Annotated in this window: 13 protein-coding genes; 6 read left to right on the forward strand and 7 right to left on the reverse strand. The window is 60.4% G+C overall.

Features of this window, described 5'->3' with window-relative positions:
* Nucleotides 1-68: 68 nt before the first annotated feature.
* The gene (gene ssb / locus K6118_RS07860) at nucleotides 69-572 is read right to left on the reverse strand and encodes a single-stranded DNA-binding protein (protein ID WP_281500687.1); all 504 of its coding nucleotides are present in this window, start codon (nucleotides 570-572) and stop codon (nucleotides 69-71) included.
* Nucleotides 573-902: 330 nt separating this feature from the next.
* Here ssb and K6118_RS07865 point away from each other — a divergent pair, with 330 nt between their 5' ends.
* Nucleotides 903-1,448, forward strand: a complete 546-nt coding sequence (locus tag K6118_RS07865; protein WP_247119690.1) for a hypothetical protein — start codon at nucleotides 903-905, stop codon at nucleotides 1,446-1,448.
* A 72-nt stretch (nucleotides 1,449-1,520) separates the two neighbouring features.
* On the opposite strand, the gene K6118_RS07870 is transcribed toward K6118_RS07865, so the two are convergent.
* Nucleotides 1,521-1,925, reverse strand: coding sequence for a GFA family protein (locus K6118_RS07870; RefSeq protein ID WP_247119691.1), 405 nt, complete (start codon nucleotides 1,923-1,925; stop codon nucleotides 1,521-1,523).
* Nucleotides 1,926-2,063: 138 nt separating this feature from the next.
* On the opposite strand from K6118_RS07870, the gene uvrA reads away from it, so the two are divergent.
* The 3 genes from uvrA to K6118_RS07885 all read left to right on the forward strand — a co-directional run bounded on the left by uvrA (nucleotide 2,064) and on the right by K6118_RS07885 (nucleotide 6,646).
* On the forward strand, nucleotides 2,064-4,925 hold the full coding sequence (uvrA, locus tag K6118_RS07875; RefSeq protein WP_247119692.1) for an excinuclease ABC subunit UvrA: 2,862 nt from the start codon (nucleotides 2,064-2,066) through the stop codon (nucleotides 4,923-4,925).
* Nucleotides 4,926-4,948: 23 nt separating this feature from the next.
* Nucleotides 4,949-5,689 (forward strand): metallophosphoesterase family protein, encoded by a 741-nt coding sequence (locus K6118_RS07880; protein ID WP_247119693.1) that lies wholly within the window; start codon nucleotides 4,949-4,951, stop codon nucleotides 5,687-5,689.
* A gap of 216 nt (nucleotides 5,690-5,905) precedes the next feature.
* Nucleotides 5,906-6,646 (forward strand): substrate-binding periplasmic protein, encoded by a 741-nt coding sequence (locus K6118_RS07885; RefSeq protein ID WP_247119694.1) that lies wholly within the window; start codon nucleotides 5,906-5,908, stop codon nucleotides 6,644-6,646.
* A gap of 16 nt (nucleotides 6,647-6,662) precedes the next feature.
* On the opposite strand, the gene K6118_RS07890 is transcribed toward K6118_RS07885, so the two are convergent.
* Both K6118_RS07890 and K6118_RS07895 read right to left on the reverse strand, forming a co-directional pair.
* A complete protein-coding gene (locus K6118_RS07890; protein ID WP_247119695.1) occupies nucleotides 6,663-7,208 on the reverse strand; it encodes a DUF924 family protein in 546 nt (181 codons plus the stop codon).
* Entirely contained in the window at nucleotides 7,205-8,377 is a 1,173-nt protein-coding gene (locus tag K6118_RS07895) for a M28 family peptidase (protein WP_247119696.1), read from the reverse strand. Before K6118_RS07895 ends, K6118_RS07890 begins: the two co-directional genes overlap by 4 nt.
* A gap of 148 nt (nucleotides 8,378-8,525) precedes the next feature.
* Between K6118_RS07895 and trmFO the strand changes: the two genes are divergently transcribed.
* Both trmFO and K6118_RS07905 read left to right on the forward strand, forming a co-directional pair.
* A complete protein-coding gene (gene trmFO, locus K6118_RS07900) occupies nucleotides 8,526-9,863 on the forward strand; it encodes a methylenetetrahydrofolate--tRNA-(uracil(54)-C(5))-methyltransferase (FADH(2)-oxidizing) TrmFO (RefSeq protein WP_247119697.1) in 1,338 nt (445 codons plus the stop codon).
* A 52-nt stretch (nucleotides 9,864-9,915) separates the two neighbouring features.
* A complete protein-coding gene (locus tag K6118_RS07905) occupies nucleotides 9,916-11,316 on the forward strand; it encodes a M20/M25/M40 family metallo-hydrolase (RefSeq protein ID WP_247119698.1) in 1,401 nt (466 codons plus the stop codon).
* An 80-nt stretch (nucleotides 11,317-11,396) separates the two neighbouring features.
* On the opposite strand, the gene K6118_RS07910 is transcribed toward K6118_RS07905, so the two are convergent.
* The 3 genes from K6118_RS07910 to guaB form a co-directional block, all read right to left on the reverse strand.
* Complete coding sequence (locus K6118_RS07910) at nucleotides 11,397-11,900, reverse strand: hypothetical protein (RefSeq protein WP_247119699.1); 504 nt, start codon at nucleotides 11,898-11,900, stop codon at nucleotides 11,397-11,399.
* A gap of 64 nt (nucleotides 11,901-11,964) precedes the next feature.
* Nucleotides 11,965-13,296: an RsmB/NOP family class I SAM-dependent RNA methyltransferase gene (locus tag K6118_RS07915; RefSeq protein WP_247119700.1), complete on the reverse strand. Its 1,332-nt coding sequence runs from the start codon at nucleotides 13,294-13,296 to the stop codon at nucleotides 11,965-11,967.
* Between the two features lie 12 nt (nucleotides 13,297-13,308).
* Nucleotides 13,309-14,778 carry an IMP dehydrogenase gene (guaB, locus tag K6118_RS07920; RefSeq protein ID WP_247119701.1) on the reverse strand — a complete coding sequence of 490 codons (1,470 nt, stop codon included), beginning with the start codon at nucleotides 14,776-14,778 and terminating at the stop codon, nucleotides 13,309-13,311.
* Between the last annotated feature and the right edge of the window lie 187 nt (nucleotides 14,779-14,965).

The raw sequence follows: 14,965 nt of genomic DNA on the forward strand, positions 1-14,965 counted from the left end.
CCTCTCTGGCAAAAAAAAGGCGCAGAGGTTTCCCTCCGCGCCCTTTGCTGTTCGGTTTTGATCCCGGCTTAGAACGGAATCTCATCATCGAGGTCCGCCGCACCCGCGCCCATGCCACCGACTGCGCCGCCTGCGGCAGCACCACCGCCGAAGCCGCCGCCCGAAGGCTGGCCATAATCGTTCTGGCCGCTGTCACCGAAGCTGCTGCCGGCATTGTCGCCACGACCGCCAAGCATGGTCAGCTCACCGCGGTAGCGCTGGAGAACGATTTCGGTGGTGTATTTTTCCTGACCCGACTGGTCGGTCCATTTCCGGGTCTGCAGCTGGCCTTCGACATAAACGGTCGAGCCCTTGCGCAGATATTGCTGCGCCACCTTGGCCAGATTTTCATTGAAGATGACCACACGGTGCCATTCGGTACGCTCCTTGCGCTCACCCGAGGCACGGTCACGCCAGGTTTCAGACGTGGCGATCGACAGGTTCACCACCGGCGAACCATCCTGCATGTTGCGGACTTCAGGGTCACGGCCCAGGTTGCCAACCAAAATTACTTTATTCACACTACCGGCCATCGGAGCCCCCTTCTTGTTGATCTTGGCTTGTTGGTCATGGGCACCCCCAACTGGTGCCCGCGTTCAGGCGAACATAGCTACTCGGATCACCGCTGCCAAGCAGCCTTGTCAAAAAGTTTATGTTCCCTTTTTGTTCCATTTATCATAGACTGCACGCAACCACAAGCGCACAGCCTGTCTAAGCTTTTGTTATGAGGCGATAATCGGCTCACCGCAGCCGGTCCTTCAACTGAGCGCACCCCGCTACCGGGTGGCATGACAGTAGCGTTATGCTGGTTTTCGTTCCGAGTTTTGCTTTTTTCACGACCCACAGGAAAAGGAGCAATCCTCATGCGTATATCCTACGCCCTCACCGCTGCCCTAGCAGCCAGTCTTGCCGTCACGGCGACGGCGACAGCCGCCCAGGACACAAAACCCAAAAAGACCGCCTGCCAGACCGACCCGCACTTCCGGGATTTCGATTTCTGGCTCGGCAAATGGGATGTCACCAGCCGGAAAAGCGGCAAAGCTGCCGGCACCAACGTCATCAAAGCCATCGAAGGCGGCTGTGCCGTCCTTGAAAACTGGCACGGCAAGCGTGGCAGCACCGGCAAAAGCGTGAATTATTATAATCCCATCACCAAGAAATGGCGGCAGGTCTGGGTTGCCGCAGGCGCTTACAGCCTCGACATAGAAGGTGGCCTCAATGATCAGGGCTCCATGGTGATGAGCGGGACCATCTGGTATTACAAGAATGGCTCTAGCGCCCCCTTCCGCGGCACCTGGACGCCGGAGAAAGACGGCAGTGTCCGTCAGTTTTTCGAGCAATATGACGCCGACAAGAAACAGTGGAATCCCTGGTTCGACGGCATATACAAAAAGGCCGGCAAGGGATAAGAACGGCGGCATCCATGGGGCCGCCATTGCACGGCCCCTGCCCCGCCTTAGCCCCCAGCCAGACCTCGGGCCTCAGGTTCCTGCCGAATCCCGCTTATACTGGCGCGCACCGGCAAGGGGCGGAATGGTCGCCCAGCGGCTATCTGTGAAGATTTCATAGGAAATCTCCAGCCCTGACGGATCGTCGAGCGAGCCAGTGCTGACATTGTTATTGTTGCCTTTGCCGCCATCCCACGTGAGCGGCGTGCCGCATTTGGCACAGAACCGGCGGACCGCCTTGTCGCTCGCCCGGGCCTCGCCTTCTGGCCGCGAAATCCAGCGGAGCTGCCCCTCAGGGACGCTGGTAAACGTCATGAAGGGACCGCCTGAGTTCTTCTGGCAATCCGTGCAATGGCAATTGCCGGTCTGGTGTCCGTCCAGATTGATTTCATACCGCGCGGCACCACACAGGCAGCCGCCTTGGCGTAGATCAGCCATTTCCAGTCTCCTCACTGATTTTGTTCTTTATTTGTTCCTTTCTCGCCGCTAATGTCAAGCCACAAGACAAGACGCTTGACTCAATAGGGTACAAGCGCCACTTGATGGGACAGAAACGTTAGGCGTAGCGAGGCTTTCATGCTCACACAAATCTCGGTGCGGGGCGCACGGGAACATAATCTCAAGTCGGTCGATGTCGACATTCCGCGCGACAAGCTGGTGGTAATTACCGGGCTTTCGGGGTCCGGCAAGTCATCGCTTGCGTTCGACACCATCTATGCCGAAGGCCAGCGCCGCTATGTCGAAAGCCTCTCGGCCTACGCCCGCCAGTTCCTCGAGCTGATGCAGAAGCCCGATGTCGACCATATCGAGGGCCTCTCACCTGCGATCTCCATCGAGCAGAAAACCACGAGCAAGAACCCGCGCTCGACCGTCGGCACGGTCACCGAAATTTACGACTATATGCGCCTTCTGTGGGCCCGTGTCGGCGTGCCCTACTCGCCCGCGACCGGCCTGCCGATCGAAAGCCAGACCGTAACCCAGATGGTCGACCGTATCCTCAGCCAACCTGAAGGCACGCGGCTTTATCTGATGGCGCCCATCGTGCGCGGCCGCAAGGGCGAGTATAAGAAGGAATTCGCCGAGCTGCAGAAGCGCGGTTTCCAGCGTGTGAAGGTCGATGGCGAGTTCTACCTGATCGAGGAAGCCCCGACGCTCGACAAGAAATTCAAGCATGACATCGATGTGGTGGTCGACCGGCTGGTCCTGAAGGAAGGGCTGGCGCAGCGCCTGGCCGACAGTGTCGAGACCGCGCTGGAACTGTCAGACGGCCTGGTGGTCACTGAAACCGTGCCGAAGGGCGATGAGGAAGTGGACCGCCAGATCATGTCGGCCAAATTCGCCTGCCCGGTCTCCGGCTTCACGATTGAGGAGATCGAACCGCGGTTGTTCTCCTTCAACAGCCCGCACGGCGCCTGCCCGACCTGTGACGGCCTCGGCAACAAACTTTATTTCGACCCCGAGCTTGCAGTGCCGGACACCAAGAAGACGATCCGCCAGGGTGCGCTCGCGCCGTGGGCCAACAAGGCCAACAACCCCTCACCCTTCTATTTCCAGGCGCTTGAGGCGGTGGCGGAGCATTATGGCGTCTCCATCGATACCCCGTGGGAGAAAATCCCCGAAGCCGCGCAGCAGGCCTTCCTTTATGGCACCGGCACCAAACCCATCACCATCGTCTATGCCGACGGCAAGCGCCGGTTTGAAGTCAACAAGCCGTTCGAAGGCGTTCTCAACAACATCGAACGCCGCTGGCGTGAGACCGATAGTGCCTGGATGCGGGATGAACTGTCCAAATACCAGGCATCGACCACCTGCTCGGCTTGCGAAGGCAAACGCCTGAAGCCCGAGGCCCTCGCCGTCAAGATTGACGGCACCAACATCGGTGACGTCACCGACCTCTCGGTCAAGGGTGCGTATGACTGGTTCACGGATCTGCCCGCCAAGCTCACCAAAAAGCAGCAGGCGATTGCCGAGAAAGTCCTCAAGGAAATCCAGGAACGCCTGGGCTTTCTTAATAATGTAGGACTTTCATATCTTACTTTAAGCCGTTCATCTGGAACGCTTTCTGGCGGCGAGAGCCAGCGCATTCGGCTGGCTTCGCAAATCGGCTCCGGCCTCACCGGTGTGCTGTATGTGCTCGACGAACCATCCATCGGCCTGCACCAGCGGGACAATGACAGGCTCCTGGAAACCCTGCAGAACTTGCGTGACATCGGCAATACCGTGCTCGTCGTTGAGCATGACGAAGACGCCATCCGCACCGCCGACTATGTCATCGACATGGGCCCGGGCGCGGGCGAGCATGGCGGCACCATCGTCGCCGAAGGCACGCCTGACGACATCATGGCGTCCGAGAACAGCCTGACCGGCCAGTATCTGACCGGCAAGCGCGCTGTGCCGACGCCGACGCTCCGCCGCCCCGGCCACAAGAAGAAATTCCTGACGGTCAAAGGCGCGCACGCCAACAACCTCAAGAATGTCTCGGCTTCCGTGCCCCTGGGGACCCTGACCTGTATCACCGGGGTATCAGGCTCCGGCAAGTCCACCTTCACGATTGAGACGCTCTATAAGGCCGTTGCCAAGCATCTGAACGGCAGCCGGGTTACCCCCGGCGCCCATGAGGTGATCGAGGGCCTTGAGCATCTGGACAAGATCGTCGATATCGACCAAAGCCCGATCGGCCGCACGCCGCGCTCGAACCCGGCCACCTACACCGGCGCCTTTGGTCCGATCCGCGACTGGTTCGCCGGTCTCCCGGAAGCACAGGCCCGCGGCTATAAACCCGGACGCTTCAGCTTCAACGTCAAGGGCGGCCGCTGCGAAGCCTGCAAAGGCGACGGCATGATCAAGATCGAGATGCACTTCCTGCCGGACGTTTATGTCGAATGCGACCAGTGCAAGGGCAAGCGCTATAACCGTGAAACTCTTGAAATTCGTTTTAAAGACAAATCAATATCCGATGTTCTTGATATGACAGTTGAGGAAGGTGTCGCGTTTTTCAAGGCGGTTCCCTCCATCCGGAACAAGCTTGAAATGCTCGACCGGGTCGGCCTCAGCTATATCCGGGTTGGGCAGCAGGCCACCACCCTCTCGGGCGGCGAGGCCCAGCGGGTCAAGCTCGCCAAGGAGCTTTCCAAACGCTCGACCGGCAAGACGCTCTATATCCTCGATGAGCCGACCACCGGCCTTCATTTCGAGGATGTGCGCAAGCTGATGGAAGTGCTGCAGGCGCTTGTTGACCAAGGCAACACGGTGGTGGTGATCGAACATAACCTGGAGGTTATCAAGACCGCAGACTGGATCATCGACCTCGGCCCCGAAGGCGGTGATGGCGGCGGTGAGATTGTCGCAACCGGCACGCCAGAAGATGTGGCCAATGACAGCCGCAGCTATACGGGGCAGTATCTGAAAACCGTGCTGAGCCGGAAAGCGGCAGAGTAACCGCAGCATACAGGAGCCTTCCCATGCGCTACGCCGTCTTTTCCGACATCCATGCCAACGTCTGGGCGCTCCGGGCAGTGCTGGAGGATGCGGAAAAGCAAGGCGCTGGGCAACTCGTCAACCTGGGCGACATTCTCTATGGACCCTTGGCGCCGAGGGAGACCTATGACCTGTTGAGGGCGCATGATGTCATCACGATCCAGGGCAACCAGGACCGGATCATCTATGATGCCACCGATGAGAGCCGCGCAGTGCTGCCGACGCTGGATTATGTCTGCCGGGATTTGGGGAAAGCTCCGATTAACTGGCTGAAAAATCTACCGAAAACAGAGGCCTTCGACGGCATGTTCCTGTGCCACGGCGCGCCTGGAAGCGATATGACCTATCTGCTTGAAGATGTCTCCTCCGGCCATGCCATCCTGCGATCAGATGCCCAGATCACAGTCACTCTTAGCGATGTTCTTTCAGGCCTGACACTCTGCGGCCACCCCCATATACCGCGCCACATAAGGCTCACGGACGGGCGCGAGATCGCGAACCCCGGCAGTGCCGGCCTCCCCGCCTATTCGGATGACCTGCCCTTCCCCCATGTCATGGAAACCGGCAGCCCCCATGCCCGCTACCTGATCCTCGATATTCAGGACGGTAGATACGAGCTCAGTTTCAGGACCGTCAGCTATGACTGGGACACGGCCGCCCGGCGCGCCAGCCACATGGGGCGCGATGATTGGGCCTCTGCGCTCAGGACCGGCCGCATTCGGTAAACAAGCCCACCTCTTTGCTTGCATCGTCAGATTCGGCCCGTTAGGCTGAGGATCGGCCGCAGATAAATTAGGGTGCTGCCGAAGTAAACCTGAGTTTCCGTTTACGCGGTTTCCATAACTGGATTTAAGATTCCCCCGATGTTTGCAAGTACTAAACGCCTTGGTTTATCAAATATTTTCCTGACATTCTTTCTTGTCTTCATGGCGTTTCAGCCTGTGTCCGCTCAAGAGAAGGGCACAGGGGCACAAAAAGCCCCTCTCAAGGTCGCGATCCGGGAATTCCTGCCGCCTTATGTCTATGAAAAAGCAAAAAGCGGGATAGAGGTGGACCTGGTTCAGGCGATCCTCAGTGAAGCCCATATCCCTTACCGCTTTATCCAGCTGCCACGCATCCGCATGATCCAGAGCTTCGAAGACGGCAAGATCGACGGCCTCCTGACCCAGAATGCCGAGGCCTCATCGGTCGGCTGCGTCACGGTGCCTTATATCACCCATCATAATCTTGCTTTCACGCTCGCGGACCGGCACCTGAAGGTTGGGAGCCTCGCTGACCTCAGCCACTATGCCGTTATTTCCTTCAGCGGCGCCACGCGCTACCTGGGCCCCACCTTTGCCGCGGCCATCAAGGACAGCCCCCGCTATACCGAATCCGGTGACCAGGGCACGCACATCGCCCTTCTCTACAAGCGCCGGTTCGATGTGGTGGTCGGCGACCAATGGATCATTCGGCTCGCACAGCGGCGCTATATGGAAAAAACCGGCGTCTATCATGAGCTTACCGGGCATAAGATCATGCCGGCATCCCATTATGTCGCGCGCTTTCATGACCAGAAATACTGTGATGCCTTCAACCAGGCCTATGCCGACCTGAACGCCGAGGGCACGCTCGCCGACATCTGGAACAGCTACAAGGCCCGTATTCTAGTGGATGCGGCCCCGCCCGCCAAAGTACACTAAGCCGTATATAACAGCTTCAGAAACCGCTGCCCGGCTGTGTGAGGAAGGCCAGCTCTTCTGCCGTGCTGGAGCGCCCCACGATCGCATTGCGGTGCGGATAGCGGCCGAACCGGTCGACGATATCTTTGTGGGCATGGGCGAATTTCAGATTCTCCGACAATTCCGGCGTCGCGGCGAACAGCTCGATCGACGTTTCATGCACCGTGCGGCTTTCGCTATGCATATAGGGCATATAGAGAAAAGCGCGCCAATATGGCGGCAGCGCCTCATCCGCCCCTGCCCGCACCGCTTCCTGCGCGCAGACCAGCGCCATGGCGTCGGTTGCGAAGGCGCGCGGGGTGTCGCGGAACATGTTGCGCGGGAATTGGTCGAGCACGATGATCTCGGCAAGGCGTCCGCGCGGGGTATCGCGCCATGGTGCAAGTTCACCCTGGGCGGCGGCTTCATACAGCGGAAGGAAGCGGCGCCGTATCATGGCGTCAAAGCTGGCATCCTTCCGCCACCAGTCTTGTGGCGTGATCTCGGTGAACCAGAAATAGACAATATCCTCGGCGCGTATCATAACTTTTTCTCCTGCTTTTCCAGTGCCTTGGGTAGAAGGCGCAGCAAAGCCTCAGCACAGTCCGCAGCCTCCTCAACGCACCTCAAATCCACCCTGTCCGGCATATCTTTTGGCGTATGGATATGGGGCATCAGCCCATCCTCATCATAGGCCGCGAGCGTGAGCGCGGAGATATCATCGCGCGCGAACCAGACGCTGTCGAAATCCCCCACATGATGCCGCGCGGGCTGAAAACCCTTGAAACGCTCATTGAGCCGGGCCAGCGCCCCCGCCGCCTTGATAAGCGGGCCACCATAATAAACCTTTGTGAAGCCACCACTTTCCGTCACGTAAGCAAGCTTGCCAGCCCCGACCGTATCGATATTGAGGATATGGGTCTGGTAGCCGTGCAGTTCGCCCCGGTGCTGGCGCCAGTAGTGCTGGGCGCCGAGCATCCCGGCTTCTTCCGCGCTGGTGATCACCAGCCGCACCTCGGTATCGGCTGGCATATTGTGCCACAGTCGGCTGGCCACAGCTGTTGCACATGCAACACCTGAGAGGTTGTCGTTGCCGCCGGGCGTGAAACCGTGGCGCAGATAGTCCCAGCTCGCCACCCCCGCCTGCGCAACCAGCAGAAAACCGAAAAACACCCTCAGCCACAAAGGCACGCCGATCCCGACCGCGACCGCGAGCGGCACCAAAAGCCCGAAGGTGACAATCCCGGTCCCGAGCCAGACGGAAAGCGCGAAATGACGGACCTGATCAGGCCTGTAGGCGAAGGAGGCCGGGGCGCTGTCCAGATGCGCCATCAGGATGATGAGCCTGCGGCCCACGCCCTTCTTGGCGACCAGGTTGGCGCCAAGCGTACGGTCCCCCGCCCAGGCGAGCGGGCTGACCCGCCAATCGAAATAAAGGAGATGGCTGACAAGCAGCATCAATCCGCCGAGCACGAACGCCACCGGCGCCAGTGGCACCGCCAAAATCATCAGCGCCTGCCCAAGGGCGACGATCCAGAAAAAGGTCAGGTATGTCTTGGGCGCGGTGAAGCCTTCTTCGGTGACCTCAACGCCAATTTCGCCGCTCAGCTCCGCCATCAGCGCTTCCCGCGCTTCCATTTCTTCTTCGGAACCGAAGCCCCGATGCGGCCAGTCGCTGAGCGTGTTAAAGATGTCCGTCGCGGAAAGCGGCATAGATCCCCCGAAAATCCGTCCTGCCCCAGCCCCCAGGCCGCGCTTTTCGCTTTCCAACCGCCCCGCCTGTCCGGTAAACAGGCGCCAAAGCGACAGGGGCGGCGCGACCGGCCCAAGTGATGGCAAGAGTATGATGAGGCACCAGAGCATGACACAAGCGCCAAAAGCAATCCATATCATCGGCGGCGGCCTCGCTGGCAGCGAAGCGGCCTGGCAGGCGGCAGAGATGGGCGTGCCCGTGATCCTGCATGAAATGCGCCCCGTCCGTAAGACAGACGCGCACCATACCGAAAACCTCGCCGAGATGGTCTGCTCCAACAGCTTCCGCTCGGACGACGCGGAAAACAACGCTGTCGGCCTGCTGCATGAAGAAATGCGCCGGATGAATTCGCTGATCATGGCCTCGGCTGAGAAGAACAAGGTGCCCGCGGGCTCGGCCCTCGCCGTCGACCGCGACGGTTTTTCCGCCCATGTCACCGAGACGCTCGAGAATCACCCGCTGATCACCATCGAACGCGGTGAGATCGACGGCCTGCCGCCGGCGGACTGGGACAGCGTCATCATCGCCACCGGCCCGCTGACCTCCCCCGCGCTGTCTTCTGCGGTGCTGGAGCTGTGCGGTGAGGACAGCCTGGCCTTCTTCGACGCCATCGCGCCGATCATCTACAAGGACAGCATCGACTTCGGCACCGCCTGGTACCAGAGCCGCTATGACAAGGGCGACGGCGCCGACTATATCAACCTGCCGATGACGCGGGAGCAGTATTACGAATTCATCGAGGACCTGAACTCGGGCGAGAAGACAGACTTCAAGGAATGGGAAAAGGATACGCCCTATTTCGAAGGCTGTATGCCGATCGAGGTCATGGCCGAACGTGGCCCCGAGACCCTGCGCTTCGGCCCGATGAAGCCCGTGGGCCTCACCTGCCCGCACTGGGAAGAACGCCAGTATGCCGTGGTGCAACTGAGGCAGGATAACAAGCTCGGCACGCTCTATAATATGGTCGGCTTCCAGACCAAGCTGAAATATGCCGAGCAGACCCGCATCTTCAAAAAGATTCCGGGGCTGGAAAACGCCCAGTTCGCCCGGCTTGGCGGGCTGCACCGCAACACCTTCCTCAACAGCCCCAAGGTGCTGGATGACCTGATGCGCATGAAGGCGGACCCGCGCCTGCGCTTTGCAGGCCAGATCACCGGCGTCGAGGGCTATGTGGAATCCGCCGCCATGGGGTTGATGGCTGGACGATTCGCCGCGATGGAACGGCTCGGCCGCACGCCGGTCGCGCCGCCCGCCACCACGGCCTTCGGTGCCCTCATCAACCACATCACCGGCGGGGCCGATGCCAAAACCTTCCAGCCGATGAATGTGAACTTCGGCCTGTTCCCGCCGCTTGAAGGCAAGGTCTACAAGAAAGAGCGCAAACCGGCGATGAGCCGCCGCGCGCTCGAAGACCTTCACAAATGGCGTGAGGCCCTTGACGACTGATCTAAAACTCGCCACTGTCGCCCGCGAACATTTGTAGAACAGGGAGGCAGCGATGAACCCATTTTCCTTCGCCAAAGCCGCCGTTAGCGCGGCTTTGGTTCTTTCAAGTATCAGCATTTCCGCGGCACAGCCGCCGCTTGACCCGCAAGCGGTCGAAATGGCGGCCAAGCTGCGCGATGCCGCACTCAAGTCCGACACGGCCTATAGCCTTCTTGAGGAACTGACCACCAAGTTCGGCCCGCGGCTTTCGGGCAGCAAGCATGAGCGCGCCGCCATCGACTGGGCTGAGGCCAAGCTGAAGGCCATGGGCTTCGACAAGGTCTGGACCGAGCCGGTCACCGTTGACCATTGGGAGCGGATCAAGCAAACCGCCAGCATCATTTCACCTTACGCGCAGCCGGTGCTGATCACGGCGCTCGGCCACTCGGTCTCGACCCCCAAAGGCGGCCTGACGGCTGACGTTGTCCAGTTCGACACGCTTGCCGACCTCAAAGCCGCAGACCCGGCCAAGGTGAAAGGCAAGATCGCCTTCATCTCCAACCGTATGGAACGCGCCAAGGACGGCTCCGGTTATGGCCCGGCCGTGCAGGCCCGCGCCCATGGTGCCGCGGAAGGCGCCCGTAAAGGTGCCTTGGCTGTTGTCATCCGTTCGATCGGGACTGACACGCACCGCCTGCCCCATGACGGCATCCAGCGCTATGAGGACGGCGTCAAAAAGATCCCGGCTGCGGCGCTTTCGAACCCCGATGCCGACCAGCTGATGCGCATCCTTAAGGAAGGCAAGCCGGTCAAACTGCATCTGGACATCCAGACCAAGGATTACGGCAAGGTTCAGACCGCCAATGTCATCGCCGAGATCACCGGCCGTGAAACCCCGGACCAGGCCGTCGTCATCGGTGGCCATATCGACAGTTGGGACCACGGCACCGGTGCCATCGACGACGGCGCGGGCGTGGCCCTGACGGTTGCTGCGGCCAAGATGATCAAGGACATGGCGCCCCAGCACCCGCGCAAGACCATCCGGGTTATCCTGTGGGCCTCGGAAGAGCCGGGCCTTCTGGGCGCCAAGGCTTATGTCGCCGCCCATAAGGACGAGCTGAAGAATATCGCCATCGAAGCGGAATCGGACTTCGGGGCTGACAATATCTATGGCCTTCGTGCCGCTGTTAGCGAGGATTCGCTCCATGTGATCGACGCCATGGCCCGTGTGCTTGGCCCGATTGGCGTTACCCGGCGTGGCGGCAAGGTCGAAGGCGGGTCTGACCAGAGCCTGCTTAAGGATGCCGGTGTTCCGGCGGTGGACCTGATGCAGGATGGTACCCGCTATTTCGACCTGCACCACACGGCTGACGACACGCTCGACAAGGTGGACCCCGCCCAGCTTCAGCAGAACCTGGCCTGCTGGGTCGTTTTCACCTACCTGTCGGCTGAATGGGGCGGCAGCTTCCGGTAAGCACCGCACCGCAGCAGAAAAACAAAGAGCGCCCAAAACCGGGCGCTCTTTTTGTTTAAGGCAAGATCAGAAGGGAAAGCTTAACGGCCTTCCTTCTTGGCCACCTTATGGGCGGGGGCATCGGCTTCCGCCTTTTGGGCATGGTAAGCGGAAAGCGCGCTATCCACATCCGCAAGCGGCTTGCAACCGTCCGCGCACAGGCGGGCAAGCTTGTCCCGGTTGTCGGTGGCCCGGGAAACCAGGTCCCGCTTCAGGAACGCCAGGGCCTGGGCTTCAAGCGCAGCCTTGTCGTTGGGCTCCAACTCCAGCGCCTGACGGTAGTTGCGCAGGCCGTGGCCAACCAGCCCCATGGCTTCATGGGTTTTACCAAGGCCCACGAGCGCATTCACATTGGCGGGGTCCGCCACCAGCGCGCGTTCATAAAGCTCCTTGGCTTTCTTGGTCTGCTTGGCGCTGAGTGCCGCCTGGCCCTCGCTCACCAATTCACGGGAAAGCGCCTGATATTTGCTGGCTGTTTGGGCCGCCGCTGGCAGGGTAAAGACCACCGCCGCAACGCAAAGAGCCGTCAGTTTCCGCATTGCCATGCCATTCCTCATCACGTTCTTTGTTGCCTCATGCTACCCGGTTTTTGGCTGCTTGCCATGGTTTTTAGGTAGAACGCCCCAAAATCGCGACAAAAAAGCCGTCCGTTTCATGGGGCACCGGTGCCAGTTGCAGCATTTCCGGCATCAAGGCCAAACTCTCCGGGGGCGGGCTTTCCATCACATTGGACCATATGGCCCGATAGTCCAGCACCTGCCAGCCTTGCCCTTCCGGGCTTTCCAGAAAATGGCGGATCACGTCCTCATTTTCCTCAGGCAGCACCGAACAGGTCATATAAACAAGCCGGCCGCCGGGGCCCACCAGTCCCGCCCCTTCATGGAGCAGGCTTTCCTGAGTGTGCCTGAGCGCGGTTAAGGAATCCTTGTCAAAGCGCCAGCGTTGATCCGGGCTCCGCCGCCAGGTACCACTGCCGGTGCAGGGAACATCGAGAACAACCCGGTCCGCCTTGCCCTGAAGCGGGGCCAGCGCCTGTGTGCGCGCTTCGCCTTCAAGCGGCAGTTTGAGCGGCTGGATATTATGGGCGGCGGCGCGCTTCGCACGGGTTTTCAGTTCAGAAAGCCGTTTGCCGGATATATCGCAGGCATGGACCTGGCCCTTGCCTTTCATCGTCGCGGCGATCAGCAGGCTTTTGCCGCCCGCGCCTGCGCACAGGTCCACCACCTGCTGCCCGGGGCCGGCTTCAACCAGCAAGCTGGCCACCTGTGCTGCTTCATCCTGGACCTCGACAAGACCGTCCCGATAGGCCGGGCTGCCGCCAAGGTTCACATGTTTTTCGGCACGATATCCAATTGGTGAAAGTTTTGTTTTTTCAAAACCTTCCAGAGCAGACTTAATTTTATCCTGAAACTTTTGATTGCCTGCCTTAAGCGGATTGAGGCGGATATCCAGCGGCGCGTGGCCACATAGTGCGGCAGCTATTTCCTGCCAGGCTCCGCCAAAGCGGCGCTCAAACCCGGGCTGCGCCCATGCGGGCACATTCGCGTTTGCCGCCGCCGGGGCTGTCGACCAATCCAGCGCCTTCAGCTTGGCGACCTGCGCTTCCTCATCCGCGCTTATGGCGGCAGGCGCAAAGCGGGCATCCGTTCCGAACAGCGTCAGCGCCTCGGAATCCGTATGAGCAAGATAGGCGATCAGGAGGGCGCGGGCATCTATGGTACCCTGCCCGGCACTCTCAAGCGCCCACATATAGAGGCCGCGGCCGCGCAGGATTGTGTAAACCATGTCCGATATGGCGCGCCGATCTTTCGATCCGGCATAGCGGCGGGCACGGAAATAGTTGGAGGTCAGGACATCAGCCGGCAGCGCCCGCGCGCTCATGGCCGTCTCAATAGCTTCCAGAAGCTCAAGGGCGGCGGCAAGGCGCGCGGCGGGCTGCATCGTCCTCCGCCGTTACTTGCTGGGGTAGTTGGGTGATTCCCGGGTGATCGTCACGTCGTGGACGTGGCTTTCCTTGAGGCCCGAGTTGGTAATACGGACGAACTGAGCGTTCTTGCGCATCAGGTCGATGGTGCGGTTGCCGGTGTAGCCCATGGAAGCCCTGAGGCCACCAACCAGCTGGTGCAGAACGTTGCCTGCGAGGCCTTTATAAGGCACCTGGCCCTCAACGCCTTCCGGGACCAGCTTCAGCGTATCCTTGACGTCATCCTGGAAGTAACGGTCAGCGGAGCCGCGCGCCATGGCGCCAACGGAGCCCATGCCGCGATACGCCTTGTAAGAGCGGCCCTGATACAGGAACACTTCGCCCGGGGCTTCTTCGGTACCGGCGAGGAGCGAGCCAACCATGCAGGCGCTGGCGCCTGCGGCAATGGCTTTCGCTACGTCACCCGAGGTCCGGAGGCCGCCATCGGCAATAATCGGGATACCCTGCTTGTCAGCCACCGAAGCGACATCGCTCACGGCGGTCAGCTGCGGCACACCGACACCGGCGACCACGCGGGTGGTGCAGATGGAGCCCGGCCCGATGCCAACCTTGATGCAGTCAGCGCCCGCGTCGATCAGCGCCTTGGCGGCGTCTGCGGTCGCGACGTTACCGGCAACCAGCTGGACATGGCCGTAAGCCTTCTTGATCTTGGCAACCTGTTCGATCACCCGGGCGCTGTGGCCGTGGGCGGTATCGAGGACGATCAGGTCACACTCGGCGTCCGCCAGCATGCCAGCGCGGATAAAGCCCTTCTCGCCCACCGTGGTGGCGGCGGCAACGCGCAGGCGGCCTTTGGCGTCCTTGGCGGCGTTCGGGTTCGCGACGGCCTTTTCCATATCCTTGACGGTGATAAGACCGACACAGCGGTGGTCGCTGTCGACGACAATCAGTTTCTCGATCCGGTGCTGGTGGAACAGGCGCTTGGCTTCCTCGCTCGAGACACCTTCCTGCACGGTGACCACATCACGGGTCATCAGTTCGGAAACCGGCTGGTCCATTTGGGTGGCGAAGCGGACATCGCGGTTAGTGACGATACCGACGAGCTTTTTCGGCCCGGCGTGGTTCGCGCGTTCGACAATCGGGATACCGGAGATCTTGTGGCGGGTCATCAGCTCCATGGCATCGGCCAGGGTCTGGTCCGGGAACATGGTGACCGGGTTCACGACCATGCCGCTCTCGAACTTCTTCACCTGACGGACCATCTCGGCCTGCTCTTCTTCGGTCACGTTCCTGTGCAGAACCCCGATACCGCCGGCCTGCGCCATGGCGATCGCCATGTTGGCTTCGGTCACCGTATCCATGGCGGCCGAGAGAAGCGGCATATTGAGTTCGATTTCGCGGGTAACGTGGGTCCGTACATCGACCTGCGCAGGCATTACGTCACTGGCAGCCGGTACAAGGAGAACATCGTCGAATGTGAGGCCGAGGCGAATATCCATGGTCATTCCTGTCTAATGGGGCGCTCTTTGGGCGCAGGGCATCTCGCCTGGTTGCGCACGAGCTGCCGGATCAGGGTTCATTTGATATTCGCCGTTCAATACCGCGAAGGCGGACCCAAATGCAATGCGAATCTTTCAAAAGTTTCACACAGCAGGTCCGTCCGCCAGAAGCCTTATATTTCAGACG

Origin of the sequence: Kordiimonas marina, assembly GCF_023006325.1 — a bacterium.
Classification (GTDB): Bacteria; Pseudomonadota; Alphaproteobacteria; order Sphingomonadales; family Kordiimonadaceae; genus Kordiimonas; species Kordiimonas marina.

What these genes read in the sequence shown, in the direction of transcription:
- ssb (WP_281500687.1), bottom strand. Translation starts at nt 572, where the DNA reads ATGGCCGGTAGTGTGAATAAAGTAATTTTGGTTGGCAACCTGGGCCGT.
- K6118_RS07865 (WP_247119690.1), top strand. Translation starts at nt 903, where the DNA reads ATGCGTATATCCTACGCCCTCACCGCTGCCCTAGCAGCCAGTCTTGCC.
- K6118_RS07870 (WP_247119691.1), bottom strand. Translation starts at nt 1,925, where the DNA reads ATGGCTGATCTACGCCAAGGCGGCTGCCTGTGTGGTGCCGCGCGGTAT.
- uvrA (WP_247119692.1), top strand. Translation starts at nt 2,064, where the DNA reads ATGCTCACACAAATCTCGGTGCGGGGCGCACGGGAACATAATCTCAAG.
- K6118_RS07880 (WP_247119693.1), top strand. Translation starts at nt 4,949, where the DNA reads ATGCGCTACGCCGTCTTTTCCGACATCCATGCCAACGTCTGGGCGCTC.
- K6118_RS07890 (WP_247119695.1), bottom strand. Translation starts at nt 7,208, where the DNA reads ATGATACGCGCCGAGGATATTGTCTATTTCTGGTTCACCGAGATCACG.
- K6118_RS07895 (WP_247119696.1), bottom strand. Translation starts at nt 8,377, where the DNA reads ATGCCGCTTTCCGCGACGGACATCTTTAACACGCTCAGCGACTGGCCG.
- trmFO (WP_247119697.1), top strand. Translation starts at nt 8,526, where the DNA reads ATGACACAAGCGCCAAAAGCAATCCATATCATCGGCGGCGGCCTCGCT.
- K6118_RS07905 (WP_247119698.1), top strand. Translation starts at nt 9,916, where the DNA reads ATGAACCCATTTTCCTTCGCCAAAGCCGCCGTTAGCGCGGCTTTGGTT.
- K6118_RS07910 (WP_247119699.1), bottom strand. Translation starts at nt 11,900, where the DNA reads ATGGCAATGCGGAAACTGACGGCTCTTTGCGTTGCGGCGGTGGTCTTT.
- K6118_RS07915 (WP_247119700.1), bottom strand. Translation starts at nt 13,296, where the DNA reads ATGCAGCCCGCCGCGCGCCTTGCCGCCGCCCTTGAGCTTCTGGAAGCT.
- guaB (WP_247119701.1), bottom strand. Translation starts at nt 14,778, where the DNA reads ATGGATATTCGCCTCGGCCTCACATTCGACGATGTTCTCCTTGTACCG.